Here is a 21753-nt window from a genome sequence, read left to right as displayed (position 1 = left end):
AGACGCTTACTTGGTGATCATCTTCAACCCCGACAAGATCGCTAGCGAGCCGTGGGCAGGGCAGGAAGCCAAGGTGGGTTCGTGCTCGGGGTAGACCAGGTGCGCCGCTACGGCTGGGCTGACGAAGACGCCGACCTGGCATGGACGGTGGCAGTGACGACGGGTCGTTCGGTTGACGACGTGATCAGCGCCTACGGCGGCGACGTCGGCCAAGAGCCCGTGCTGCTCCCGTTCGCCCAGGCGCACGTCTCACCCGACGAGTTGGGCGCTCGCAGCCTGGTCCAGGTACGCGAGGTGAGTGGACATGTGGTCACCATCGAGAACAACGGCTGGGTGGGCAAACGGCCTGCTGTGGCCGAACATGCTTCCGAAGGTGGTGGCCGGTTCATCAGCGTCTTCTGGAACCTGAACGCCAACCACACTGTGGTCCAGGCCGTGGACGGCAAGCTCGTGGCCTGCTTCGACCCGTTGACCGTGCAGCACCCGGCTCCCGTCGGAGAGACCTACCCCGACTGGATCACCGACGTGGTGTTCACCGGCGAGTCGCTGCACGCGATCCTGCTCGCGATCGTGGAACGGCAAACCGGGGTGGCTTTCGATCCGGCCTGGCTCACTGATCCGTCGTGGACGTATCGGGTTCCGGCATAGTTGCCATCGCAGTCCTCGGGGCTTCACGAACACCCTGGACAAGCCTTCCTGTCCGTCGTTATCCATCCCGTCAACGGTCGCAGAGGCTCCCGTCATGACCGCGTGGAACTGATCTGGCGCGAGAACTGAGGTAACTTCGTCCCGTGAGCGACGAGCCGTCCCGCTGGACAATCCACGACGAGCGCCTGGTGGACGACACCCGCCGCCTCCACGTGGCCATCGCCCACGTCGAACTCCCCGACGGTGTGCAGTTCGAGCAGTACGTCCTGCGGATGCCCAAGGCCAGCATGACCGTGGTTTTGGACGACGCCCGTAAGCACGTCCTGTTGATCTACCGCCACCGCTTCATCATGGATCGCTGGACCTGGGAACTTCCCGGCGGCTATGTCGACCCCGACGAGGACCCGGCCCTCACCGCAGTCCGCGAGATCGAGGAAGAAACCGGCTGGCGCCCGCGCTCGATCCGTCTCTTGACCAGCTTCCAACCCCTGGCGGGCACGGCCGACTTCGAGAATCTGATCTACGTGGCCGAAGGTGCCGAGGACACCGGCGCGTCCCCGGACATCAACGAGGCCGCCCGAGTCGAATGGGTGCCCCTGGCCCAGGTTCGAGCCATGATCGCCAACGGCGAGATCATCGGCGCAGGCGCGCAGCTCGGTCTGATGTTCGTCTTGGCAGGCTAGCGAGCCGGGAGCGGCACCTCAGCCGCATGCATCCGCTCGAACAGGGCCGTCACAGCGTCAGTAGCCCGGTACCTGTTCAGCCGCCGCCCAACATCAGCCAGGTACGCGACGGTCCGAACCGACCGCACATTCCGAGCCATCCCCACCGCCTCGGTAGCCGCCGAGCACGCCTCTTCAACCCGAGCCTGATCAGCCAGCGCCGAGGCCAACACCGACAGGTTGAACAGCTTGCCCCGGTCGTAGCCCTCGCTCATCTCCAACGACTGCCGCGCATACCGCTCCGACTCCACCGGCCGCCCCAGGTCCCGAAAGCAGTGCGCGAACTTCGCCGCCAGGTAAGCGGAATCGAAGTACCCCAACCACTCCGGCCTCTCCTGCGCCTGAGCCGCAGGCAACGCCCGCTCCGAATCCCCGAGCGCATCCAGACAAGCCCGAGCGTGCCCCTGCAACGCATACCCGTGCGCAGCCATCACCGCGGATTCCGACGCCAACGCAGCCAACCCCGACCGCCCAGCACTCGCCCGAGCAGCCTCAGCCAGATCCACCGCGATCGAACCAGACTGGAAGAACGCCGCCTGGTGACTCATCCCCGCCAACATCTCAGCGGCCAGCCCATCGTCATCGACGTCCTGACACAGCCGCAAAGCCTGCCGCAGATGCTTGCTCCCGGTCTCAGCATCCCCAGTGTCATAGGCCATCCACCCGGCAAGCTGGTTCAGCTCAGCAACCGCCCCGTGCAGCTCAGCCCGCACCGAGTCCGTAGCCCATGACTCCCGCAGCAACGGCACAACCTGACCCGTCAGGTAGTCACTCACAGCCGACCGGGCGTGCCCGCCACCAAACCGGTTGTCCAGACTCCGAAACGTCCGGGTCATCTCCCGAATGACCGTCACCTCAGAAGCGGCGACAGACCGTTTCGGCGTCGCAGCAGCGACAACAGGTGAGAACCACCCGAACCCGGAAGCAGCCAACCCAACCGCTTTCAACATCTCTCGTCGCCGCATGTCGTCCTCTCCCTCGGCGTCGCGAGCCACCGTAGAGCCGAACTCATCGACCGAATATGCACGAACTGGTTGTTCGGACAGCCGGAACCACAAGTGCCGCTCCGGGATACGCAGTGCGCGCGCCCACACGTCGAGCTTCTCCAGGTCGCGAGCAGGCTCAACCGACCGTTCAAGTCGACTCACCTGACCCTGGGTGAGATCAAGCCATCGCCCGATCCGCGCCTGAGTCAGCACCGGCCGGTGTTCGTACCGGTATGCATAGATCACCTGACCGAAGTGCCGTTCCCGGAACGCATCCCGCAGCGCCGGACGCCGCCAGAACTCGTCAGCCTTCTCCGGCGCCCGCGAAGCCAGCCCCACCCGACGAGCGCACGGACTGCACAGCGACGAACGATTGTCCGCCGCCAAGCGCGCCCCGCAGCTCCCACAGCCACGCCGCTCACCAATGGTCCCCACCCGACCACTGTAACCGCTGACAGCCCTGCTGAGCTGCGAATATGTACCTCATACATATGCCAGCGGTTCATATCGTGGGGTGAAACCGCCCGGGTCTCGATGGTGGAAACGACACCAAGGAGGCCCTGATGTCCCATCCGCAGGTAGCAAGGCCGAAGAACCCTCCCGTGGCGGCGGTGATGGTCCGGCAGCACACGCCCATCCAGATGCTCCTGGATGAGCCGAACCGCCTGGTCTCTTTGCATGTGATCGGTGATCAGGTGTCGGTCATCCTGGGCTTGACTGCGTCCAGTGGTGAACGCCTGATCGCTGAGGTTCGCCGCGCCTTGGACGAGTTGGCGGGTCGATGAGCACCGTTGTGGCCCCGTACGTGACCCAGTGGAGCAGCGAGGAAGCCGCCCCGTTCCAGATGATCGCTCTGCCGGGTGGCATCGGCTACGCGGACGAGACCTTGGGTGATCGGGACTCCCGGGGAATCCTCTGGACCCGCACCCCGTCCCGCCACGGGGAGGGCAAACCGGTATTCGGCCTGGTCCACGGCCCGCGTCAGCGCCGGGCGATGCGCAGGCTGTTGTGTCAGGTCTGCGCAGGCCCCGCCGACCGGTCGACCGACGGGGTGCTGTGGATCTTGCAGGACCAGCGTGAGGACTGGCCCGGGTGGCCGAACCGCATGGGCATCACCGAGCCGCCCATCTGCCTGCCGTGCGCTGAGCTGTCCACCCGCCTCTGCCCCGCGCTGCGCCGAGGTCACGTCCTCATCCGCGCTCGCACCCACCCGCTCGCCGGGGTTTTCGGAATGCAGTACGAACCAGGCCTGCCCACACCCGTCAGAACTGAAACCGGGTTGGTCGCGTTCGACAGCCCTCGCATCCGCTGGACTCTCGCAGCTCAACTCATCCGCGAACTCAACGACTGCACGATCCTGGAGACCCCGTGACCACGACCCAGCACTCACGACAAGAGCTGCTCGACGAGTTCGGACGGCTCTGTGAGCAGATGAACGAACGGCAACTGCTCGCACTCTGCGAGTTCTTGCGAGCCTTTCTCGACGGCTAATCGCGGAGATACCTTGTCACCGAGGCCATCTCCAGCGGGTCCACCGTCTCCGGGTTCGGTTCCACCGTTTCGGCGAAGGCCGCCCGGATCGCTTCCCGGTCGAGGCCCGCGCCGATCAGCACCAGCGTTGTGCCCGGGGTCGTCCCGGGTGGCCACTCGTCGCGGGTCAGGCGCAGGTGGGTGCCGACGGTGTGGAGGGTGAAGCGCTGGGTGTGGCCGGGGACGCCGAAGTGGACGTGGCCCTTCACCCGGTACAGGCCCGCCGGGCGGTCGGTCAGGAAGGCCATGAAGCGCAGCGGGTTCACCGGGCGGTCCTCGACCAGTTCGATGCTCTCGTAGCCCGCGTGCACGTGTTCGGTGTGCGGGGTGTCGGCCGCGACCAGGTCTTCGAACGACAGTTGCTTCCAGCGGGGTTCCGGGCGGTCGACCGGGTCGAACAGCAGGGCGGGGTCGACCCGGCTGTGCTCGGTCGGGACCACCGGCACCCCGTCCGCCAGGTCCCGCACCAGGGTGAGCAGGCGTTCGCGCTCGGCGGCGGTGACCCGGTCCACCTTGTTCAGCAGCACCAGGTCGGCGTAGCGCAGGTGCTTGTCGAGCTGCGGGTGGCGGGTCCGGGTGTCGTCGAACTCGGCGGCGTCGACCACCTCGACCAGGCCGCCGTAGGTGATGGCCGGGTTTTCGCTGGCGACCACCAGGCGCACCATCGCCGGTGGTTCGGCCAGGCCGCTGGCCTCGATCACCACCACGTCGACCGGGGGTTCGCCGCCGTCCTCGCCGGGGGTGGTCAGGCGGTCCAGCATGGCGTCCAGCTCGGACACGTCGGTCACGCAGCACAGGCAGCCGTTGCCCAGTCCGACCATCGAGTCGACCTGGGCGGCGACGGTGAGCGCGTCCACGTTGACCTTGCCGAAGTCGTTGACGATGACGCCGACGCGGACCTGGCCGGTGGTGCGCAGCAGGTGGTTGAGCAGGGTGGTCTTGCCCGAGCCGAGGAAGCCCGCCACCACCAGTACCGGAATCGTCACCCCGACGACCCTAGTGGCCCACCACCGGGTCCCGCTGTGCTCGACCGGGCGAAGTAGCGCGCCACGGCCGCCGTGTGCAGCGAGAACGCCAATTCGACCGGGCCGCGCAGCAGCTCCCAGCCGGTGGTCTCGTCGGTGGCGACGGGGGCGGGGAGGTCGGCCTCGGCGGTGCGCGGGCCCAGGCCGAACACCAGCAGCGTCCCGTCCGGGGCGCTCTCGGCGCCGAACAGGTCGACCGAGGCGGGGTCGATGACCACGCCGGTCTCCTCGCGCAGCTCGCGCGCCGCCGCGTCCCGCCAGGCCTCGCCGAAGTCGACGTACCCGCCGGGCAGCGCGAGTTCGCCCCGGCGCGGTTCGATGTCGCGGCGGACCACCAGCAGGGCGTCGTCCCCGGCCGAGGTGACCGGCAGCAGGACCACCGCCACCGGCAGCGGGTTGCGGTACGCGGTGTCCCCGCAGGCCGGGCAGTGCCGGGGCCAGCCCGCGTCCGCCGGGTAGGCCGCGCCGCAGGTGGAGCAGTGGGAGTTCTTCGGCATGGCGCAGATCCTGCCCGACCGGCGGCGGTCAGGCGCCTGCCGGATCGGCTGCCCTGGCGGCCCGCTCGACCTCCGCGTGCCGGTTCGCCCAGAAAGCCGCGTCCTGGCCCCGCCGGATCATGCTCTCGGTGTCCATCTCCACCGCGCCGTCGAGGTGTTCGCGCAGGATGTCGGCGTGGCCCGCGTGCCGGGTGGTCTCGCCGACCACGTGGACCAGGACGTCGAACAGCCGCACCTCGGGACGCGGCCACCACGGCACGTGACCGGGGGCGTCGGCGGGGAGGCCGTCGATCGTGGCGTCGGAGTGCTCCCACACGCGCCGGTAGCGGTCGACGACCTCGGCGCGGGTCTCGTACTCGGTGGCCCACATGTCGGTGCCGCGCCGGGTCTCGTCGTCCCAGGCGGGCAGGGGCTCGGGGAACGGGCGCCGAAAGACCTCGCCGAAGTACCTGGCCTCCCAGGTCGACAGGTGCTTGACCAGGCCGAGCAGGTTGGTCCCGGTGGGGGTCAGCGGGCGGCGGACGTCGTACTCGCGGAGCCCGTCGAGCTTCGAGAGCACCGATTCGCGCACCTCGCGCAGTTCGCCGTGCAGGTGCGCCTTCGCGTAGTCGTCCATCATGGGGTGAGCCTGCACCAGCCGACCGCCCGCCGGGTGGCTGACCTACGATCGCCGGGTGCTGCCCCGGTTGCCCTCGCCGCTGACCGAGGTCGTCGACGAGCGCCTCCATGGGGTGCGGCTGCTGCTCAAGCGGGACGACCTCATCCACCCGGAGATTCCCGGCAACAAGTGGCGCAAGCTCGCGCACAACCTGGCCCCGGCGCGGGCGGCCGGGCGGGTGGTGACCTTCGGCGGCGCCTACTCCAACCACATCCGCGCGGTCGCGGCGGCGGGCCGCGAGCACGGGTTCGCCACCGTGGGGGTGATCCGGGGTGAGGAACACCTGCCGCTCAACGATTCCCTGGCCTTCGCCGTCGAGCGCGGGATGGCCCTGACCTACCTCGACCGCGCCACCTACCGCCGCAAGACCGACCCGGACGTCCTCGCCGCCCTGCGCGACCGGTTCGGCCCGCACCACCTGCTGCCCGAGGGCGGCAGCAACGACCTGGCGGTGCTCGGCTGCCAGGAGATCGTGGCGGAGCTGGGCGACTTCGACGTCGTCTGCTGCCCCTGCGGCACCGGCGCGACGCTCGCCGGGCTGGCCCGGGGGCTGCGCGCGGGCCGGCGGGCCGTCGGGTTCGCCGTGCTGCGCGGGGACTTCCTCGCCGACGCCGTGGCGGACCTCGCGGGTCACCGTCGCAACTGGACAGTCGACACGCGGTTCCACTTCGGCGGCTACGCGAAGACACCGCCGGAGTTGCACGCCTTCGCCGACGAGTTCACCGCGCGGCACGGCGTCGCGGTGGAACGCCTCTACGTGGCGAAGATGCTCTATGGCGTCTACGCACGTGCGGCCTCGGGCGAGTTCGCCCCCGGGACGACGGTGGTCGCCGTCATCACCGGGTAGCCGTCACCCCCGGATGGTCAACCCCACGTCGGTCGACTCCTTCAACGTCCGCGTGACCGTGCAGACCGCCTCCACCGCCCGCCGCACCACGGCGACGAGTTCCGCCCGCGCCCGCTCGTCGAGCCCGGACAGGTCCAGGTCGAGCCCGATGTCCACCCCGTCGAGCGCGTGCGCCCCCACCGGCCGCACGTCCTCGGCCACCACGTCGACGACCGCGTCCGGCGTCGTGCGCCGCACCACCAGGTCCTCCGCGGTGATCCCGACGCAGCCCGCCGCCGCGGCGAGCAGCAGTTCCACCGGGGTGAACGCCCCCGGTTCACCGACCCGCCCGAGGCGCACGTGCCCGCCGCGGTCGTTCGACGCGGTGAACGCGTGTGTCCCGATCCGCCGGACCCGCACCGCCGCCATCCCGGCCTCCTCCTCGTCGAGGGCTCCGACCGCGGGGATCCGCCCTGCGCCTGGAGATTCCGATGATCTTACGCGGGTTCGGGCCGGGCCGCGTGCGGGCGCTCCAGCGCCGTGGCGTCCGGGGCGGCGAAGCCGAACCCGGCGTAGAGCGAGTGCGCGTCGGCGGTGTGCAGCAGCCAGCGGAAGTGCGCGCCCGGGCCCTCCTCGACCATCGTGCGGACCAGTGCCTTGCCCAGGCCGCGACCGCGCGCCGACGGCAGCACGAACACGTCGGCGAGGTAGGCAAGCGACACCCCGTCGGAGATCGCGCGGGCGAAGCCGACCTGCGCCCCGGTCGCCCGCTCGTAGGCGCCGACGACCCGCCAGGCGCCGTCGATCTGGGCGTCGACGTGGGCGCGGGTGCGCCAGCGGGCCCAGTAGGCCTCGGTGGACAGGAACCCGTAGATGGCCGCGCGGTCGAGGCGGGTCGGGTCGGTGTCGAGGTCGTACTCGCTCACGGGGGTCCTTCCTGGCGGGCGGGGTGCCCACGGCGGTGGTGGACTCGCGGGTCAGGTGCGTCGCGGACGCGGTCGCACAGGGCGCGGACCAGCCGCGCGGTCGAGTCGGAGGTGGGGCCGCGCGCAGAGGCCCAGCCGTCGGTGGTGCGGGCGAACCGGCCGCGCACCCCGCGCGTGTAGGACACCCGGCCACGGTAGCTGTCGCGCTCGTCCGACACCCGCGATTTTCCGGCGGTCTGCCTGCCGCCCACGGACATGCCGGAACTGCTGGCCGCCGCCGTCGCCGCCGGGAGGGAGCCGGGCGCGCTGGAGGGCGAGACCACCACGATGTCCGCGCCGCTGCCCGCCGACCGGGTCGCGTCGGGGGCACGGCGGAGATGGGCGGCAGTACGGCGCGTTCGGCGCCGAGGTCGCGGTGCCCGCCGACGCCCCGGCCCTGCACCGGGCGCTGGCCCTCACCGGCCGTGACCCGTCCTGGCGGCCCGCCTAGGCTCGGTCGCGTGGCGTGGGACTTCGTGGTGGTGGGCGGCGGGATCGCCGGGGTGTCGGTGGCGGCCGGGTTGGTCGGGCACGGGTCGGTGCTGCTGGTGGAGGCCGAACCGGAACTGGCGCGGCACACCACCGGCCGCTCGGCCGCGATCTACCTGCCCAGCTACGGCGGCCCGGTGGTGCGCGCGCTGACCACCGCCAGCCGCGCCGGTTTCGCCGCCCGCTCGGTCGGGGCGCCGCTGCTCAGCCCGCGCCCGACGCTGTGGTTGGCCACCACCGAGGGCGGGGCCGCGGCGATGCCGCCCGCCCCGGCGGTGTCGGCGGCGGAGGCGCTGGCGCTGTGCCCGGTGCTGCGGCCGGAAGTCGTGGTGGCCGCCGCGGTGGACTCGGGCACGATGGACGTCGACGCCATGGGGCTGCACCAGTCCTACGTCCGCGAACTGCGCGCGGGCGGCGGCGAGATCCGCACCGGGGCGCGGGTCACCGCGCTGGCCCGCGACGGCTCGGGGTGGGTGGTCGGTCTCGGCGGGGACACCGTGCGGGCGGGCGTGGTGGTGAACGCCGCGGGTGCGTGGGCGGACGAGCTGGCCGTGCTCGCGGGTGTGCCCGCGCTGGGTCTGCGCCCGCTGCGCCGCACCGTCGCGGTCGCCGCCGCGGCCGCGGTGGACCCGGCGTGGCCGCTGGTCGCGGAAGTCACCGACGCCTTCTACTTCCGCCCGGAGGGCACGGGAATCCTGCTGTCCCCGGCCGATGAGACCCCGTCGGCGCCGGTCGACGCCCGGCCGGTCGACGTGGACGTCGCCCTGGCCCTGGACCGGGTCAACGCCGCCACGACGCTGGGGTTGCGCTCGGTGCGCCAGAGCTGGGCGGGGCTGCGCACCTTCGCCGCCGACCGGGAACCGGTGGTGGGGGAGCTGCCCGGGCACCCGGGTTTCGCTTTTGTCGCCGGGCAGGGCGGTTACGGCATCCAGATGGCGCCCGCGCTGGCCGAGGTGGCCGTCGCCGTCATCACCGGTGGGCCGACCGCGGTGGACCCGGCACTGCTCTCCCCGGCCCGGTTGCGCCGGGACGGCGACCCCGGGCAGGGGAATACGGCCTGACCGCGGGAACCCGACACCGTTCGAGTGCCCTTTCCCGCTGTGGCAGGTGAACGGGGCCGCGCGGGATCAGTCGAACGGTGTCAGGTGGGGGCGCTTGGGGGCGCGGCCGTCGCCGGAGGAGCGGCCGGTGAGGCGGCGGCCGATCCAGGGGGCGGCGTGCCTGCGGACCCAGCGCAGGTCGGCCACCGCGCGCTCGTGCCACGGGGCGGCCGGGGACGGCGGGACCGGTTCGTCCCAGTCGAACTCCGGGGGCAGGCCCAGGGCGCGCAGGACGGCCTCGGCGACGCGGCGGTGGCCCTCGGCGTTGAGGTGGATGCGGTCCTCGGCCCAGAGCTGCCCGGAGTCGAACACCCGGGAGGAGAACAGGTCGACCACGATCGCGTCGTGCCGTTCGGCCAGGGCGTCCACGGTGGCGATGAGGGCGTTGACGCGGGGGAGCAGCCGGGTGCTGCCGCGCATCCGCCGCGACGGGTCGATCACCCGGAACAGCAGCAGCCGCCCGGAGGACTCCGCCAGGGTGTCGGCGATGCGGGTGATGTGCGCGGTCACCGCGGCGAGGTCGCAGCCGGGGCGCAGGACGTCGTTCATGCCGCCCGCGAAGCAGGCCACGTCGGCGCGCATCGCCGCGGCCGGGGCGAGCTGCTCGTCGACCATCTGGCCGACGAGCTTGCCGCGCACGGCCAGGTTCGCGTACCGGAAGCCGGGCGCCTCCACGGCGAGCCGGGCGGCGACGAGGTCGGCCCAACCCCGGGAGGTGCCGTCGGGCAGGTCGTCGGACAGGCCCTCGGTGAAGGAGTCCCCGAGGGCCACGAGGCTGGTGTAGGCGTTCATCTCGGCGCAGAGGCTACTTTGGTCGTGCCGCGGGTCCACCGAAAGGTGTGGAAGCCCTCGTCGGTGGCCCTCGCCTCGCTACCGTGGGGAGGTGAGCCGCCACGCCGACGCCCCCCTGTGGCACACCCGCCGGGAGGCATTCTTCTACCTGCTGCCCATCGGGGTGACGCTGGCGCTCTGGGGCCTGTTCGCGGTCGAAGCCGGGTTGCCCGACACCCCCGCGGACGCGCTCGACACCGTGGTCTCGCTCGTGCTGATCGGCCTGCTCTGGGTGCGCCGCCGCCACCCGACCGCGCTGCTGGTCGCCACCCTCGCCGTCAGCGCGCTGTACCTGGTCCTGATGACCTGGGGCGCCGAGTTCTTCTCCCCCGACCTGGACTTCGCCTCGCCCTGGGTCCCCCTGGCGACCCCGGTGATCGTCTACAACGCCGTCCTGCACGCGGGTTCGGTCGTCGGGACCGCGCTGGCCGCGGCGCTGTACCTGGTCGCGGCGCGGCCGTGGGAGGTCTCCACGGACGTCATCCTGGGGGCCGTCACCATGGTGGTCCTCCCCGCGCTGATCGGCCTGTACCTGCGGGCCCACCGCACCCTGGTGCGGGCGCTCACCGACCGCGCCGAGCGGGCCGAGCGCGAGCAGCACCTGCTGGCCGAGCGGGCCCGCGCCGACGAGCGGGTGCGGCTGGCCGAGGAGATGCACGACGTGGTCACCCACCGGGTCAGCCTGATGGTGCTGCACGCGGGCGCGCTGGGCGTGACCGCGCCGGACGAGCGGGTCCGCACCGCCGCCGAGGGGCTGCGCGCGGCGGGCTGCGAGGCGCTCGACGAGCTGCGCGAGCTGGTCGGCGTGCTGGGCAACCACGAGCGCGCCGACGCCGACGAACCACGGGAGGTCGACCCGGGCGCGGTGCCGGACCTGTCGACGCTGCTGGCCGAGTCCGCCTCGGTCGGGGTGCCGGTGGAGCTGGTGCGCGAGGGCAACCCGGCGCTCACCTCACCCGCCGTCGGGCGCACCGCCTACCGGGTGGTGCAGGAGTCGCTGACCAACATCCGCAAGCACGCGCCGGGCGCCCCGACCAGGGTGCACGTGCGCTACGGCGGTGACCGGGTGCGGCTGACCGTCCGCAACGACCGCGCCACCGCCCCGGTGGACCGGGGCCTGTCGCGCACCGGTTCCGGTGCCGGGCTGGCCGGGCTGCGGCAGCGGGTGGAGCTGGTCGGCGGCACCCTCACCGCCGGGCCGCGCACCGGGGGCGGCTTCGAGGTCGACGTGGTGCTGCCCGCCTACGTGCCCGCGGGCGCCGAGCGGTGATCCGGGTCGTGCTGGTCGACGACGAGCCGATGGTGTGCGCGCACCTGACGGACATCCTGTCCTCCGCCCCGGACCTCGACGTCGTCGACACCGCGCACGACGGCGCCGCCGCGGTCGAGTCGGTGGTCCGGCACCGCCCGCACGTGGTGCTGATGGACCTGCGGATGCCCGGCGTGGACGGGCTGACCGCCATCGAGCGGATCGCCTGCCTGCCCGACCCGCCCGCCGTGGTCGCCCTGACCACCTTCGACGCCGACCGCTACGTGCTGCGCGCCCTGCGCGCCGGGGCGGCCGGGTTCCTGGTGAAGACCACCCCGCCGAAGGACCTGATCGGCCTGGTCCGCGTCGCCGCAGACGGGCACACCGTGCTGTCCCCGGCCGCCACCCGCAGGCTCGTCGCCGCCCAGGCCGGGGAGCAGGCCGCCCGCGACCGGGCGCTGCGCCGGGTGCGGTCGCTGACCGAGCGCGAGACCGAGGTGCTGACCGGGCTGGGTGAGGGGTTGTCCAACGCCCGCATCGCCGCCCGGCTGTCGCTGAGCGAGGCCACGGTCAAGAGCCACGTGTCGCGGATGCTGGTGAAGCTGGAGGTGGAGAACCGCACGCAGGCGGGCCTGCTCGCCTACGACGCGGGCCTGGTCACCCGCTGAGCCCGGCCGGGAAAACGGAGCGCGCCGGGGTGTGACGCCTGGCACGCTGGCCGCCATGGCATCGACGCTCCTGAACATCTGCATCGACAGCAGCGACAACTACGCCCTGGTCACCTGGTGGTCGGAGGTCTTCGGCCTGCCGCTCGACCCGGACAACCAGCCGGGCGAAGAGGAGACGTGGATCGAGCTGCCCAACGGCACCACGATCATCTTCAACCGCGTGCCCGAGCCCAAGGCGGTCAAGAACCGCGTGCACATCTGCCTGCAACCCGACATCCCGCGCGACGAGGAGGTCGAGCGCCTGCTCGGCCGCGGCGCGACCCTGGTCGGCGACCTCCGCGAGCCGGACGGCACCGGCTGGGCCGTCCTCGCCGACCCGGAGGGCAACGAGTTCTGCGTGCTCCGCAGCGCCGCCGAGCGCGCCGCCACCGGGGGCTGACGGCCCGCCGGTGTGACCGAGCGGACCCGCGGGAAAGGATTCGGCGTCCCCGGTGTTGACCCGGGCATGGACCCGGTGGTGGACGTCGTGGTGATCGGAGCGGGGCAGGCCGGTCTGTCGAGCGCGTACTTCCTGCGCCGGGCCGGGCTGGACTTCGTGGTGCTCGACGCCAACCCCGGGCCGGGCGGGGCGTGGCGGCACCGCTGGCCGACGCTGCGGCTGGGCACCGTCCACGGCATCCACGACCTGCCCGGCCTCGCCCTGCCGCACACCGACGAGGACCGGCCCGCGTCGGAGGTCGTCGCGGAGTACTTCGGGCGCTACGAGCGGGAGTTCGACCTGCCCGTGCTGCGCCCGGTGGCGGTGAAGGCCGTGCGGGACACCGGGTCGACGCTGCGGGTGGAGACCGCGCGCGGCACCTGGGAGACCCGGGCGCTGATCAACGCCACCGGCACCTGGGACCGCCCGTTCTGGCCGAGGTACCCCGGGCAGGCGGAGTTCGCCGGGCGGCAGTTGCACACCGCCGACTACCGGGGACCGGAGGAGTTCGTCGGCAAGCGCGTGGTCGTGGTGGGCGGTGGCGCCTCGGCGGTGCAGGCGCTGATCGAGCTGGCACCGGGGGCCGCCGCGACCACGTGGGTGACCCGCAGGCCGCCGGTGTGGCGGGACGGGCCGTTCACCCCGGAGGTCGGGCGCGCGGCGGTGGCGCGGGTCGCCGAGGCGGTCGAGGCGGGCAGGCCGCCGGAGAGCGTGGTCAGCGTGACCGGGCTGGTGCTGACCCCCGAGGTGGTCGAGGCGCGGCGCTCCGGTGTCCTGGACCGGCTCCCCGTGTTCGACCGGCTCACCGCCGACGGCGTCGCCTGGGACGACGGGCGGTTCGTGCCCGCCGACACGATCCTCTGGGCGACCGGCTTCCGGCACGCCCTCGACCACCTGGCGCCGCTGCGGCTGCGCGGTCACGGCGGGGGCATCACCGTGGCCGGGACCCGGGTCGCCGCCGACCCGCGGCTGCACCTCGTGGGTTACGGCCCCTCGGCGAGCACCATCGGCGCCACCCGCGCCGGGCGGGCCGCCGTCGCCGAGCTGAAGCGGTACCTCGCGGGCCGTGCTGCGCCGGTCGGCTGACGGCTATCGTGGGGCGACCGGTAGCGGAGGGAGTCCCATGGCGGACATCGGAGCGAGGCTGGCCGACATCGTCGGGCTGACCGAGGTGGTCGACGACCACGGCCACGACGAGTCGCTGACCGTCCCCGCCCAGCGGCCCGCCCACGTGGTGCGCCCGGAGACCGCCGAGCAGGTCGCGGCGATCCTCGAAGCCGCCACCGAGCACGCCACCCCCGTCACCGCCCGCGGTTCCGGCACCGGCCTGTCCGGCGCGGCCGTGCCGCGCGCCGACGGGATCGTGGTGTCGTTCGAGAAGATGAACCGCGTGCTGGAGATCGACACGGAGAACCACGTGGCGGTCGTGCAGCCCGGCGTGACGTTGCAGGAGCTGGAGGAGTGCACCGCCGCGGCGGGGCTGGTGTACCCGGTCTACCCCGGCGAGCTGAGCGCCAGCCTCGGCGGGAGCGTCGCCACCAACGCGGGCGGGATGCGCGCGGTCAAGTACGGCGTGACCCGCCACCACGTGCTGGGGGTGCAGGCCGCGCTGCCGACCGGGGAGCTGATCCGCACCGGCGGCCGGTTCGTCAAGTCCAGCACCGGCTACGACCTCACCCAGTTGATCGTGGGCTCCGAGGGCACGCTGGCCCTGGTGACCGAGGCGATCCTCAAGCTGCAACCGCGCGTCGCGCACCAGGCGACCGTGCTCGCGCCGTTCGCCGACCTGGCCGCCGTGGTGGCGGCGGTGCCCCGGGTGGTGGCCAGCGGGATCGGGCCGCTGATCCTGGAGTACATCGACGGCATGACCATGGGCGCGATCACCCACACCGCCGACCTGCAACTGGGCATCCCGGACGCGGTCCGCGAGACGGCGCAGGCCTACCTCGTGGTGATGCTGGAGAACCGCTCCGCCGACCGCCTGGACGCCGACGTCGCCGAAACCGGGGAGATGCTCGCCGGGCTGGGCGCGGTCGACGCGTACGTGCTGCCCGGCGGGTCCGCGCGGCGGCTGATCGAGGCGCGGGAGCGGGCCTTCTACACGGCCAAGGCCGCAGGCGCCGACGACGTGATCGACACCGTGCTGCCGCGCGCCGCCCTGCCGGACTTCATGGCCGCGGTCACCGGCATCGCCCAGGCGCACGGGACGTTCGTGATCGGGTGCGGGCACGCGGGCGACGGCAACGTCCACCTCGCGGTGTTCCAGAAGGACGCCGAGCAGCGGTCCGCGGTGCTGGGCGAGCTGTTCGCCGCGGCCATCGCGCTGGGCGGGGCCATCTCCGGCGAGCACGGCATCGGCCGGGCGAAGCGGTCGCACTTCCTGGCGTCGGAGGACCCCACGAAGGTCGAGCTGATGCGGCGGGTCAAGCAGGCGTTCGACCCCGCGGGCGTGCTCAACCCCGGCGTCCTGTTCTAGACCCGCCCGTTCCGAGAACCCGTTACCCGGCAAGTGAAGGACGACATGAACGGCGCACAGTCACTGATCCGCACGCTCGTCGACTCCGGGGTCGAGGTGTGCTTCGCCAACCCGGGGACCTCGGAGATGCACTTCGTCGCCGCGCTGGACTCGGTACCGCAGATGCGGGGCGTGCTCGCCCTGTTCGAGGGGGTCGTCACCGGTGCCGCGGACGGGTACGGGCGGATGGCGGGCAAGCCCGCCTGCACGCTGCTGCACCTGGGGCCGGGCCTGGCCAACGGCGGGGCGAACCTGCACAACGCCCGCCGCGCGCACACGCCGCTGGTCAACGTCGTGGGCGACCACGCGCTGTACCACAAGGGTTTCGACGCGCCGCTGGAGTCGGACATCGACTCGCTGACCGGGTGGACCGAGGGGTGGAGCCGCACCTCGACCGACACCGAGAAGGTCGGGGCCGACGCCGCCGCCGCCGTCGCCGCCGCGCGGGCGCTGCCCGGCCGGACGGCGAACCTGGTGCTGCCCGCCGACGTGTCCTGGGGCGAGGGCGGGGTCGCCGCCGCGCCCGTGCCCGTCCCGGCGCCCGACGCCGTGCCGGACTCCGCGCTGGCCGCCATCGCCGAGGTCCTCGGGTCCGGTGAGTCCACCGTGCTCCTGCTCGGCTCCGGGGCGACCCTGGAGCGCGGGCTCGTCGCCGCCTCGCGGATCGCCGCCGCGACCGGGGTCAAGGTGCTGGTGGAGACGTTCCCGGCCCGGTTGGAGCGCGGCGCCGGGCTGCCCGCCGTGGAGCGGCTGGGCTACCTCGCCGAGCAGGTGCAGTGGCAGTTGACCGACGTGCGGCACCTGGTGCTGGCCGGGGCCACCGCGCCGGTGTCGTTCTTCGCCTACCCGGGCAAGGCCTCCGAGCTGACCCCCGATGGCTGCGCCGTGCACACCCTGGCCGCACCGGGGTCGGATGTGGTCGACGCCCTGGAGCGGTTGGCCGACTCGGTGGCCCCCGGGGTGGCGCCGGTGTTGCAGGAACCCTCCCGGCCCGCGCTGCCGTCCGGGGAACTGACCCCGCAGAACTGGGCCGAGGTGATCGGGGCGCTGCTGCCGGAGGGGGCGATCATCTCCGACGAGGCGAACACCTCCGGGCTGATGATCCCCATGGTGACCGCGGGCGGTCCCCGGCACGACGTGCTGACCCTGACCGGCGGGTCCATCGGGCAGGGTCTGCCGGTCGCGGTCGGCGCCGCCGTCGCCTGCCCGGACCGGCCCGTGGTGGCGTTGCAGGCCGACGGCAGCGCCATGTACACGATCTCGGCGCTGTGGACCATGGCCCGGGAGCAGTTGGACGTGACCACGGTGATCCTGAACAACCGGGCCTACGCGATCCTGCGGATGGAGCTGGGTCGGGTGGGGGCCGAGGGCGCCGGGCCGGTGGCCCGGTCGCTGCTGGACATCGGTGGGCCGGACCTGGACTTCGTGAAGATCGCGGAGGGGATGGGGGTGCCCGCCACCCGGGCCACCACCGCCGAGGAGCTGGCCGAGCAGTTCGCCGCCGCGCTGGCCGAACCGGGACCGCACCTGATCGACGCCCTGGTGCCCTCGCTGATCTGACCCGCTGCCCGCGCGGGGGCTTGGCCGGAGCCCGGTCAGGCCCCCGCGCGGCGGGTCACGGCTTGCGGCCCGCCCCGGCCCAGATGACCGCCTCGTTCGGCCTGCTGAAGTGGATCTGCTTGGCGTTGGGGCCGGTCTCCTCGGGGTGCCACTCCGGGGTCCAGACCATGCCGGGGTCGACCAGCTCGAAGTCGCCCATCAGGGCGGTGATGTCGGCGCGGGAGCGCCAGATGGCGTTGCTGCTGGAGGAGCTGTCGTACATGGCCTTGAGCTCGGCCAGCTTCGGGCCGAGCTCCGGCGGGATGCCGTCGTCGGTGATGTGGGAGATGCCCAGGTAGGAGCCCCGGGGGAGGAGTTCGCGGTAGCGGGCCACGCACTGCGCGCCGATGTCCTCGCCGGTCTCGCGGTCGGGCTGGAACACGTGCAGGACGGCGATCATGAGCAGGGCGATGGGCTCGTCCGGGTCGAGGATGCCCGTCGCCATCGCCTCCGACCACAGCTCGTCCGGGTCGCGCAGGTCGCCGTAGATCACCGCGTTGCGGTCGGTGTTGCCCTCCTCGTCCAGCAGGATCTCGGCGTGGGCCACGGCGACCGGCTCGTTGTCGACGTAGACCACCCTGGCGTCGTCGGTGATCTCCGCGGCCACCTGGTGGGTGGCGCCCGCCGTGGGCACCCCGGCGCCGATGTCGAGGAACTGGCGGATGCCCCGGGTGGTGAGGTGGCGGACCAGGCGGTTGAGGAACAGGCGGTTGGCGACGGCGATGTTGCGGACCAGGGGGAACCGCTCGACCACCCGCTGGCCGAACTCGCGGTCGATGGCCCAGTTGGCGGTGCCGCCCAGGTAGTAGTCGTACACCCGGGCCACGCTGGGGCGGTCCAGGTCGATGCCCTGCGGCGGGATCGGGTCGGAGAGGGCGTCGGACAAGGTGGGCTCCCTGGTCGGGTTCGGTCGGTCTGCGGGATGTCAGGTGGCGCGCGGGACGAGCAGCGAGCGCAGGTACTCGACCGTGCCGTCCCGGTCCAGCGCCGCGTCGGAGATCCGGGCCCACTCGGCCCGGTAGGCGGTGAGCTTGGCCGCGCTGGTGACGGTGCGGGCGTCGCCGGGCAGTTCGATGTAGGCGAAGCTCTCGCGCAGGTCGTCGGCGAAGTCGAGCACGGTGAAGCCGGAGTGCACGTGCGACAGCGGGGCCTCGTAGGGCAGGAACCGCAGGTCCAGGTTGTCGTAGGTGTCGATCATGGTCAGCAGGTGCTCCACCTGGTCGACCACCAGGTCGCGCGTGCGGCCACCCGGCAGTCGCTCCAGGCAGGACGGGCTGAGCACCGCGCGGTAGGCGGGCGGGTCGGCCACGGTGAAGATCTCGGTGCGCGCCTTGCGCCTGCGGAAGCGCTCGGTGATCTCGGTCTGCGCGACCACCCCGGGCAGCCAGGCGAGCTGGAACTGCTTGAGCATGTACCGCTCGGACTGCAACGGGCCCGGGATCCGCTCGGTGTGCCAGCCCAGGATGGTCTCCGCCTCCGACTCCAGGTCGACCAGCAGGGCGAACTCGTCGGTCTCCTGCAGGCCGGAGCGGATCCGGCGCTCGGTCAGCCGCTCCGCGAGCAGCACCATCTCCTTGGCCTCGTCGTCCGGGGTGGCCAGGACCTGGAGCATCCGGCGCAGTTCGTCGGCCTTGACCCCGACCTTGGCCGCCTCGATCTTCTGGATCTTGCTCTGCGTGCAGCCGAGGTGTTCGGCCACTTCGGCCTGGGTCCGCCCGGCGCTCTGGCGGGCGGTCTGGATCCGCCGGGCCAGCGCACGGCGTGCGGCGTTGTCCTGCACCCGGTTTCCACCTCTTCGGTCCGGCTGGCGAGGGCCGAATCAGCGTATCCGACGGTGCGTGTCCGCACCCTGCTCGGTTGGGCGGGCCCGGAACCGCCTCGGTGATTTCGGATTAATCCGAAACCGTCCTGGTTCGGCTCCGCTGTCATCCCGAACCGGTGAACACCCGCGAGGTCCGCCAGGTCACCCGTCTCCGACGGCGCCCAGGAAACGAGTCCACGCGGTCCGCCCGAAGGACAGCCCGCCGTGTTCCCGGTTCTTGGAATCGCGGACGTCGGCACCGGTCGGCGCGGTGAGGCGGACCTCGACGCAGTCGCCGTTCGGCTCGCAGCGGCTCGAGGTGCGCCAGCCACCCGTGCCCGCCGGGCGTCCCCCGCGGCTGAACCCGTTCTCGCTCATGGTGTGTCTCCACTCGTCGGTGAGGTCCGATGGGATTAATCCTGCCAGCGGAATAATCGAAGTGCAACACTCCGTGATGCGATCCGCGCTGAGAGTGACGACGGTTACCCGATCCTCAGATCATCCCCTGTCTTCCCCGCGTCGGCCGGGGCGGGCGAGGCAGGAGTGGATTAATCGCTTTTCCCGAAGATGATCATTTGTTCCGGTAAGGGAATAATCCGGACCGGTCTGGATTTCAGTTCGCCAGAAGGATCGGCTACCGTTCGCCGTGGACGGCGGTCCACTCGGCGCTCGACGTGCGGTTTCGGCTCCATTTCACTCTTCAGTGGAGATTGTGGGACACCCACTGCGGAGGAATTCGACCGACGGCGGGCACCGGCTCCGCCGCCACCGGGAAAGTCGAACCGAGGGACTGGGCACCGACATGCACAGCACAGCGCACCGCACCCGCGGCCAGGAACCGCCCGCGGGCCGCGTCCGGCCCGGGGCCCCCGCGCCCTGGACGCTGTCGCCCACCCGGCGCGACTCCGACCGGATCACCACCGCCCTGCTGGCCGCGGTCGACCCCGCCGCCCGCCCGGGCGGCGCGGGCCCGGCCGTCTCCGACGGGGTGGCCCGGCTGGCGCGGCGGCTGCGGGCAGCGGTGCTGCTCATCCCCGCCCTGCTGCACGGCGCGCTGCGCGCCGCGTTCTCCGGCCTCGGCGGCCCCGTCGCCGTGGTCGTCCTCGGGGTGGCACCGGAGTGGGAAACCGACCCGCCCGGCCGCCCCCGCCCGCGCGCGTCGACCCTGGGGCAGGTGGGGGAGCACCTGCCGGAGGGGAACCGGGAAGCCGCCTAGACCCGTCGGGGGCGACGGGTCGTTGTTGCCGGGCGCGGAGGTGGCGCCGGTTCCGGTTTCGAGGGGTCAGGGTCGGCGGGCGTGTGCGCGTCACCGCCGTCCTCCGGTGCTGTGCGCCGGGGGGCGGCGGTGACGCGTGGTGGGCTTGGAGTCAGTGCTTGGTGCCTGGGCTTGTGTGCTGGGTGTCCGGGTGTTCGGCCGTGTCTTTGGTCAAGGGCCCGGGATTTTCGGGGCGTGCCCGGGTGGGTGGATCTGCTCGGGCGGGGCCCCTACGCCGATCATGTGCCCAGTGTGACCGAGTGGGGTTGAAGAGATGCCCCACAGCCCCAGCAGGCTTGCACATGATCGGCACCCCCACCCAAGCACATCCACCCACCCGGGCAGTTGGTCACCGGGCCGGCGGTTTGGAGGTGGTCGGCAGCTACGCCGGTGGGGTTCGGGTGGCCGGCCGCCAGGCCGGCGGGTTTGGGGTGGCTGCGCCGGGGGCGTTGCGGTCCGCCGGGTGTTCCGAGAACGGCGGTGGCGCACCGCGACCAAGTCGCGGTGCGCCACCGTGGGGTTCTTCTCCCCGTCAGGGGGTCGGGTCGACCACCGTCGGGAGGGGTTCGCGGTCTGCTGCGGCCCGCTCCTTGGCCTCCCGCATCTCGAACACGTCGGTTGCCAGGTCGCCGATTTCGCGGGCGATGTCGACGATCGCCCCGGTGACGATCTGGGCGATGCGGCCGACGTGCACGGCGGCCGACTCGGTGATCTCCTGCACGGTGTCCTTGGTGCTCTCGAACTCACTGACCATCTGAAGTCCCCATCCCCGTCATGCCACGCGGAGCGCGCGGCCCTCCTTGACGTTACGGGTGCCCGGGTTCGACGGCTTGCGCCAGAACCGGTCCGGCAGCGCCAGCTTGACGATCTTCACGGCGACCGAGCCGAGCTGCCTGGTCAGGCCGCCGGTGTTGTAGGGCAGGCCGTACTTCTCGCAGATCGCCCGGACCTCGCCCGCGATCTGCGGGTAGCGGCGGGCCGGGATGTCCGGGAACAGGTGGTGCTCGATCTGGTGCGACAGGTTGCCGGTCATGATGTGGAACAGCGGGCTGCCGGAGATGTTCGCCGAGCCCAGCATCTGCCGGAAGTACCACTCGCCGCGGGTTTCGTCCTTGGTCTCCTCCTCGGTGAAGCTCTCCACACCGGTGGGGAAGTGGCCGCAGAAGATGATCGAGAACGCCCAGATGTTGCGGACCAGGTTGGCCGTCGCGTTGGCCGTCGCGGTGGCCACGAACTGGGGGCCGGTCAGCGCCGGGAACAGCACGTAGTCCTTGAGGACCTGCTTGAGGCCCTTGTGCCACATGCGGCGGCGCACGCCCGCGGTCTCCGACCACTTCTTGCGGCCGGTGCGCAGGTTGTCGACCTCCAGGTCGTGCAGCATCACGCCCCACTCGAAGAACACCATCAGGGCGAACGCGTACGCCGGGTTGCCCAGGTAGTACGGGTTCCAGCGCTGGCCCTCGTCCATCCGCAGCACGCCGTAGCCGATGTCGCGGTCCTTGCCGAGGATGTTGGTGTAGGTGTGGTGGATGTAGTTGTGGGAGTGCTTCCAGTTCTCCCCGGGCGCCACGTTGTCCCACTCGAACATCTTCGAGTTCATCGCCGGGTCGCGCATCCAGTCGTACTGGCCGTGCATGACGTTGTGGCCGATCTCCATGTTGTCGATGATCTTCGACAGGGAGAGCGCCGCGGTCCCGGCGAGCCAGGCGGGCGGGAAGGAGCTGGCCATCAGCAGGCCGCGCCCGGCGACCTCGAGGGCGCGCTGCACCTTGACCACGTCGTAGATGTACTTGCGGTCCTCCTCGCCCAGGTCGTCGAGCAGGCGCTGGCGCAGCGCGTCGAGTTCCTCGCCCAGTTCCTGGAACTGCTGCGGGGTCAGGCGGGGGGTCTTGGTGGTCATGTCCGATGCTC

General features: G+C 72.0%; 26 protein-coding genes. 13 read left to right on the top strand and 13 right to left on the bottom strand.

The window, feature by feature from the left end:
* Nucleotides 1-81 precede the first annotated feature (81 nt).
* Together L6E12_RS14025 and L6E12_RS14020 are read left to right on the top strand one after the other, a co-directional pair.
* Nucleotides 82-648, top strand: coding sequence for a DUF6461 domain-containing protein (locus L6E12_RS14025; RefSeq protein ID WP_236228345.1), 567 nt, complete (start codon nucleotides 82-84; stop codon nucleotides 646-648).
* 143 nt (nucleotides 649-791) lie between these two features.
* Nucleotides 792-1331: an NUDIX hydrolase gene (locus L6E12_RS14020; protein ID WP_236228344.1), complete on the top strand. Its 540-nt coding sequence runs from the start codon at nucleotides 792-794 to the stop codon at nucleotides 1329-1331.
* Here L6E12_RS14020 and L6E12_RS14015 read toward each other — a convergent pair.
* Entirely contained in the window at nucleotides 1328-2695 is a 1368-nt protein-coding gene (locus L6E12_RS14015; protein ID WP_236228343.1) for an XRE family transcriptional regulator, read from the bottom strand. The two genes, L6E12_RS14020 and L6E12_RS14015, sit on opposite strands and share 4 nt — an antisense overlap.
* 224 nt (nucleotides 2696-2919) lie before the next feature.
* Here L6E12_RS14015 and L6E12_RS14010 point away from each other — a divergent pair, with 224 nt between their 5' ends.
* A complete protein-coding gene (locus L6E12_RS14010) occupies nucleotides 2920-3141 on the top strand; it encodes a hypothetical protein (RefSeq protein WP_236228342.1) in 222 nt (73 codons plus the stop codon).
* Nucleotides 3138-3728: a hypothetical protein gene (locus tag L6E12_RS14005; RefSeq protein ID WP_236228341.1), complete on the top strand. Its 591-nt coding sequence runs from the start codon at nucleotides 3138-3140 to the stop codon at nucleotides 3726-3728. Before L6E12_RS14010 ends, L6E12_RS14005 begins: the two co-directional genes overlap by 4 nt.
* Before the next feature lie 115 nt (nucleotides 3729-3843).
* Here L6E12_RS14005 and L6E12_RS14000 read toward each other — a convergent pair whose 3' ends face one another.
* The 3 genes from L6E12_RS14000 to L6E12_RS13990 are packed head-to-tail and all read right to left on the bottom strand — an operon-like array spanning nucleotide 3844 to nucleotide 6027.
* Nucleotides 3844-4872: a GTP-binding protein gene (locus L6E12_RS14000; RefSeq protein WP_236228340.1), complete on the bottom strand. Its 1029-nt coding sequence runs from the start codon at nucleotides 4870-4872 to the stop codon at nucleotides 3844-3846.
* Entirely contained in the window at nucleotides 4869-5408 is a 540-nt protein-coding gene (locus tag L6E12_RS13995; RefSeq protein ID WP_236228339.1) for an NUDIX domain-containing protein, read from the bottom strand. Before L6E12_RS13995 ends, L6E12_RS14000 begins: the two co-directional genes overlap by 4 nt.
* 28 nt (nucleotides 5409-5436) lie before the next feature.
* A complete protein-coding gene (locus L6E12_RS13990; RefSeq protein ID WP_236228338.1) occupies nucleotides 5437-6027 on the bottom strand; it encodes a DinB family protein in 591 nt (196 codons plus the stop codon).
* 55 nt (nucleotides 6028-6082) lie between these two features.
* On the opposite strand from L6E12_RS13990, the gene L6E12_RS13985 reads away from it, so the two are divergent.
* Nucleotides 6083-6913, top strand: a complete 831-nt coding sequence (locus L6E12_RS13985; protein ID WP_236228337.1) for a 1-aminocyclopropane-1-carboxylate deaminase/D-cysteine desulfhydrase — start codon at nucleotides 6083-6085, stop codon at nucleotides 6911-6913.
* Between the two features lie 3 nt (nucleotides 6914-6916).
* On the opposite strand, the gene L6E12_RS13980 is transcribed toward L6E12_RS13985, so the two are convergent.
* The 3 genes from L6E12_RS13980 to L6E12_RS13970 all read right to left on the bottom strand — a co-directional run bounded on the left by L6E12_RS13980 (nucleotide 6917) and on the right by L6E12_RS13970 (nucleotide 8141).
* Complete coding sequence (locus tag L6E12_RS13980) at nucleotides 6917-7321, bottom strand: OsmC family protein (RefSeq protein WP_236228336.1); 405 nt, start codon at nucleotides 7319-7321, stop codon at nucleotides 6917-6919.
* Between the two features lie 68 nt (nucleotides 7322-7389).
* The gene (locus tag L6E12_RS13975; RefSeq protein ID WP_236228335.1) at nucleotides 7390-7818 is read right to left on the bottom strand and encodes a GNAT family N-acetyltransferase; all 429 of its coding nucleotides are present in this window, start codon (nucleotides 7816-7818) and stop codon (nucleotides 7390-7392) included.
* Complete coding sequence (locus tag L6E12_RS13970) at nucleotides 7815-8141, bottom strand: hypothetical protein (RefSeq protein WP_236228578.1); 327 nt, start codon at nucleotides 8139-8141, stop codon at nucleotides 7815-7817. The genes L6E12_RS13975 and L6E12_RS13970 overlap by 4 nt, the downstream gene beginning before the upstream one ends.
* 177 nt (nucleotides 8142-8318) lie before the next feature.
* Here L6E12_RS13970 and L6E12_RS13960 point away from each other — a divergent pair, with 177 nt between their 5' ends.
* Nucleotides 8319-9407, top strand: coding sequence for an FAD-dependent oxidoreductase (locus tag L6E12_RS13960; RefSeq protein ID WP_236228334.1), 1089 nt, complete (start codon nucleotides 8319-8321; stop codon nucleotides 9405-9407).
* A 66-nt stretch (nucleotides 9408-9473) separates the two neighbouring features.
* Here L6E12_RS13960 and L6E12_RS13955 read toward each other — a convergent pair whose 3' ends face one another.
* Entirely contained in the window at nucleotides 9474-10238 is a 765-nt protein-coding gene (locus tag L6E12_RS13955; protein ID WP_236228333.1) for an SGNH/GDSL hydrolase family protein, read from the bottom strand.
* A gap of 91 nt (nucleotides 10239-10329) precedes the next feature.
* Between L6E12_RS13955 and L6E12_RS13950 the strand changes: the two genes are divergently transcribed.
* From L6E12_RS13950 to L6E12_RS13925, 6 genes are all read left to right on the top strand, one after another.
* A complete protein-coding gene (locus tag L6E12_RS13950) occupies nucleotides 10330-11547 on the top strand; it encodes a sensor histidine kinase (RefSeq protein WP_236228332.1) in 1218 nt (405 codons plus the stop codon).
* Nucleotides 11544-12194, top strand: a complete 651-nt coding sequence (locus tag L6E12_RS13945; protein WP_236228331.1) for a response regulator transcription factor — start codon at nucleotides 11544-11546, stop codon at nucleotides 12192-12194. Before L6E12_RS13950 ends, L6E12_RS13945 begins: the two co-directional genes overlap by 4 nt.
* 55 nt (nucleotides 12195-12249) lie before the next feature.
* Nucleotides 12250-12633: a VOC family protein gene (locus L6E12_RS13940; protein ID WP_236228330.1), complete on the top strand. Its 384-nt coding sequence runs from the start codon at nucleotides 12250-12252 to the stop codon at nucleotides 12631-12633.
* Nucleotides 12634-12699: 66 nt separating this feature from the next.
* Nucleotides 12700-13758: an FAD-dependent oxidoreductase gene (locus tag L6E12_RS13935; protein WP_236228329.1), complete on the top strand. Its 1059-nt coding sequence runs from the start codon at nucleotides 12700-12702 to the stop codon at nucleotides 13756-13758.
* 37 nt (nucleotides 13759-13795) lie between these two features.
* A complete protein-coding gene (locus tag L6E12_RS13930; RefSeq protein ID WP_236228328.1) occupies nucleotides 13796-15148 on the top strand; it encodes an FAD-binding oxidoreductase in 1353 nt (450 codons plus the stop codon).
* 45 nt (nucleotides 15149-15193) lie between these two features.
* Nucleotides 15194-16747: an acetolactate synthase large subunit gene (locus tag L6E12_RS13925; protein ID WP_236228327.1), complete on the top strand. Its 1554-nt coding sequence runs from the start codon at nucleotides 15194-15196 to the stop codon at nucleotides 16745-16747.
* 55 nt (nucleotides 16748-16802) lie between these two features.
* Here the strand turns inward: L6E12_RS13925 and L6E12_RS13920 are convergent, their stop codons facing one another.
* The 3 genes from L6E12_RS13920 to L6E12_RS13910 all read right to left on the bottom strand — a co-directional run bounded on the left by L6E12_RS13920 (nucleotide 16803) and on the right by L6E12_RS13910 (nucleotide 18965).
* Nucleotides 16803-17672, bottom strand: a complete 870-nt coding sequence (locus tag L6E12_RS13920; RefSeq protein WP_236228326.1) for an SAM-dependent methyltransferase — start codon at nucleotides 17670-17672, stop codon at nucleotides 16803-16805.
* A 39-nt stretch (nucleotides 17673-17711) separates the two neighbouring features.
* The gene (locus L6E12_RS13915; RefSeq protein ID WP_236228325.1) at nucleotides 17712-18566 is read right to left on the bottom strand and encodes a helix-turn-helix transcriptional regulator; all 855 of its coding nucleotides are present in this window, start codon (nucleotides 18564-18566) and stop codon (nucleotides 17712-17714) included.
* A gap of 183 nt (nucleotides 18567-18749) precedes the next feature.
* Complete coding sequence (locus tag L6E12_RS13910) at nucleotides 18750-18965, bottom strand: DUF397 domain-containing protein (RefSeq protein WP_236228324.1); 216 nt, start codon at nucleotides 18963-18965, stop codon at nucleotides 18750-18752.
* Between the two features lie 424 nt (nucleotides 18966-19389).
* Between L6E12_RS13910 and L6E12_RS13905 the strand changes: the two genes are divergently transcribed.
* Nucleotides 19390-19803: a hypothetical protein gene (locus L6E12_RS13905; RefSeq protein WP_236228323.1), complete on the top strand. Its 414-nt coding sequence runs from the start codon at nucleotides 19390-19392 to the stop codon at nucleotides 19801-19803.
* Nucleotides 19804-20374: 571 nt separating this feature from the next.
* Here the strand turns inward: L6E12_RS13905 and L6E12_RS13900 are convergent.
* Together L6E12_RS13900 and L6E12_RS13895 are read right to left on the bottom strand one after the other, a co-directional pair.
* On the bottom strand, nucleotides 20375-20596 hold the full coding sequence (locus L6E12_RS13900) for a hypothetical protein (RefSeq protein WP_035279005.1): 222 nt from the start codon (nucleotides 20594-20596) through the stop codon (nucleotides 20375-20377).
* 18 nt (nucleotides 20597-20614) lie between these two features.
* The gene (locus L6E12_RS13895; protein ID WP_236228322.1) at nucleotides 20615-21742 is read right to left on the bottom strand and encodes an acyl-CoA desaturase; all 1128 of its coding nucleotides are present in this window, start codon (nucleotides 21740-21742) and stop codon (nucleotides 20615-20617) included.
* Nucleotides 21743-21753 lie beyond the last annotated feature (11 nt).

Origin of the sequence: Actinokineospora sp. PR83 (genome assembly GCF_021056305.1) — a bacterium.
Classification (GTDB): domain Bacteria; phylum Actinomycetota; class Actinomycetes; order Mycobacteriales; family Pseudonocardiaceae; genus Actinokineospora; species Actinokineospora spheciospongiae.
This window is presented reverse-complemented; position numbering and strand designations above follow the sequence as displayed.

Bases quoted from the DNA above. Each gene is read 5' to 3' on its own strand.
- L6E12_RS13910 (WP_236228324.1), bottom strand. From the start codon at position 18,965: ATGAGCGAGAACGGGTTCAGCCGCGGGGGACGCCCGGCGGGCACGGGT.
- L6E12_RS13935 (WP_236228329.1), top strand. From the start codon at position 12,700: ATGGACCCGGTGGTGGACGTCGTGGTGATCGGAGCGGGGCAGGCCGGT.
- L6E12_RS13930 (WP_236228328.1), top strand. From the start codon at position 13,796: ATGGCGGACATCGGAGCGAGGCTGGCCGACATCGTCGGGCTGACCGAG.
- L6E12_RS13990 (WP_236228338.1), bottom strand. From the start codon at position 6,027: ATGATGGACGACTACGCGAAGGCGCACCTGCACGGCGAACTGCGCGAG.
- L6E12_RS14010 (WP_236228342.1), top strand. From the start codon at position 2,920: ATGTCCCATCCGCAGGTAGCAAGGCCGAAGAACCCTCCCGTGGCGGCG.
- L6E12_RS13995 (WP_236228339.1), bottom strand. From the start codon at position 5,408: ATGCCGAAGAACTCCCACTGCTCCACCTGCGGCGCGGCCTACCCGGCG.
- L6E12_RS14005 (WP_236228341.1), top strand. From the start codon at position 3,138: ATGAGCACCGTTGTGGCCCCGTACGTGACCCAGTGGAGCAGCGAGGAA.
- L6E12_RS13905 (WP_236228323.1), top strand. From the start codon at position 19,390: ATGCACAGCACAGCGCACCGCACCCGCGGCCAGGAACCGCCCGCGGGC.
- L6E12_RS13925 (WP_236228327.1), top strand. From the start codon at position 15,194: ATGAACGGCGCACAGTCACTGATCCGCACGCTCGTCGACTCCGGGGTC.
- L6E12_RS13955 (WP_236228333.1), bottom strand. From the start codon at position 10,238: ATGAACGCCTACACCAGCCTCGTGGCCCTCGGGGACTCCTTCACCGAG.
- L6E12_RS13900 (WP_035279005.1), bottom strand. From the start codon at position 20,596: ATGGTCAGTGAGTTCGAGAGCACCAAGGACACCGTGCAGGAGATCACC.
- L6E12_RS13980 (WP_236228336.1), bottom strand. From the start codon at position 7,321: ATGGCGGCGGTGCGGGTCCGGCGGATCGGGACACACGCGTTCACCGCG.
- L6E12_RS13895 (WP_236228322.1), bottom strand. From the start codon at position 21,742: ATGACCACCAAGACCCCCCGCCTGACCCCGCAGCAGTTCCAGGAACTG.
- L6E12_RS13940 (WP_236228330.1), top strand. From the start codon at position 12,250: ATGGCATCGACGCTCCTGAACATCTGCATCGACAGCAGCGACAACTAC.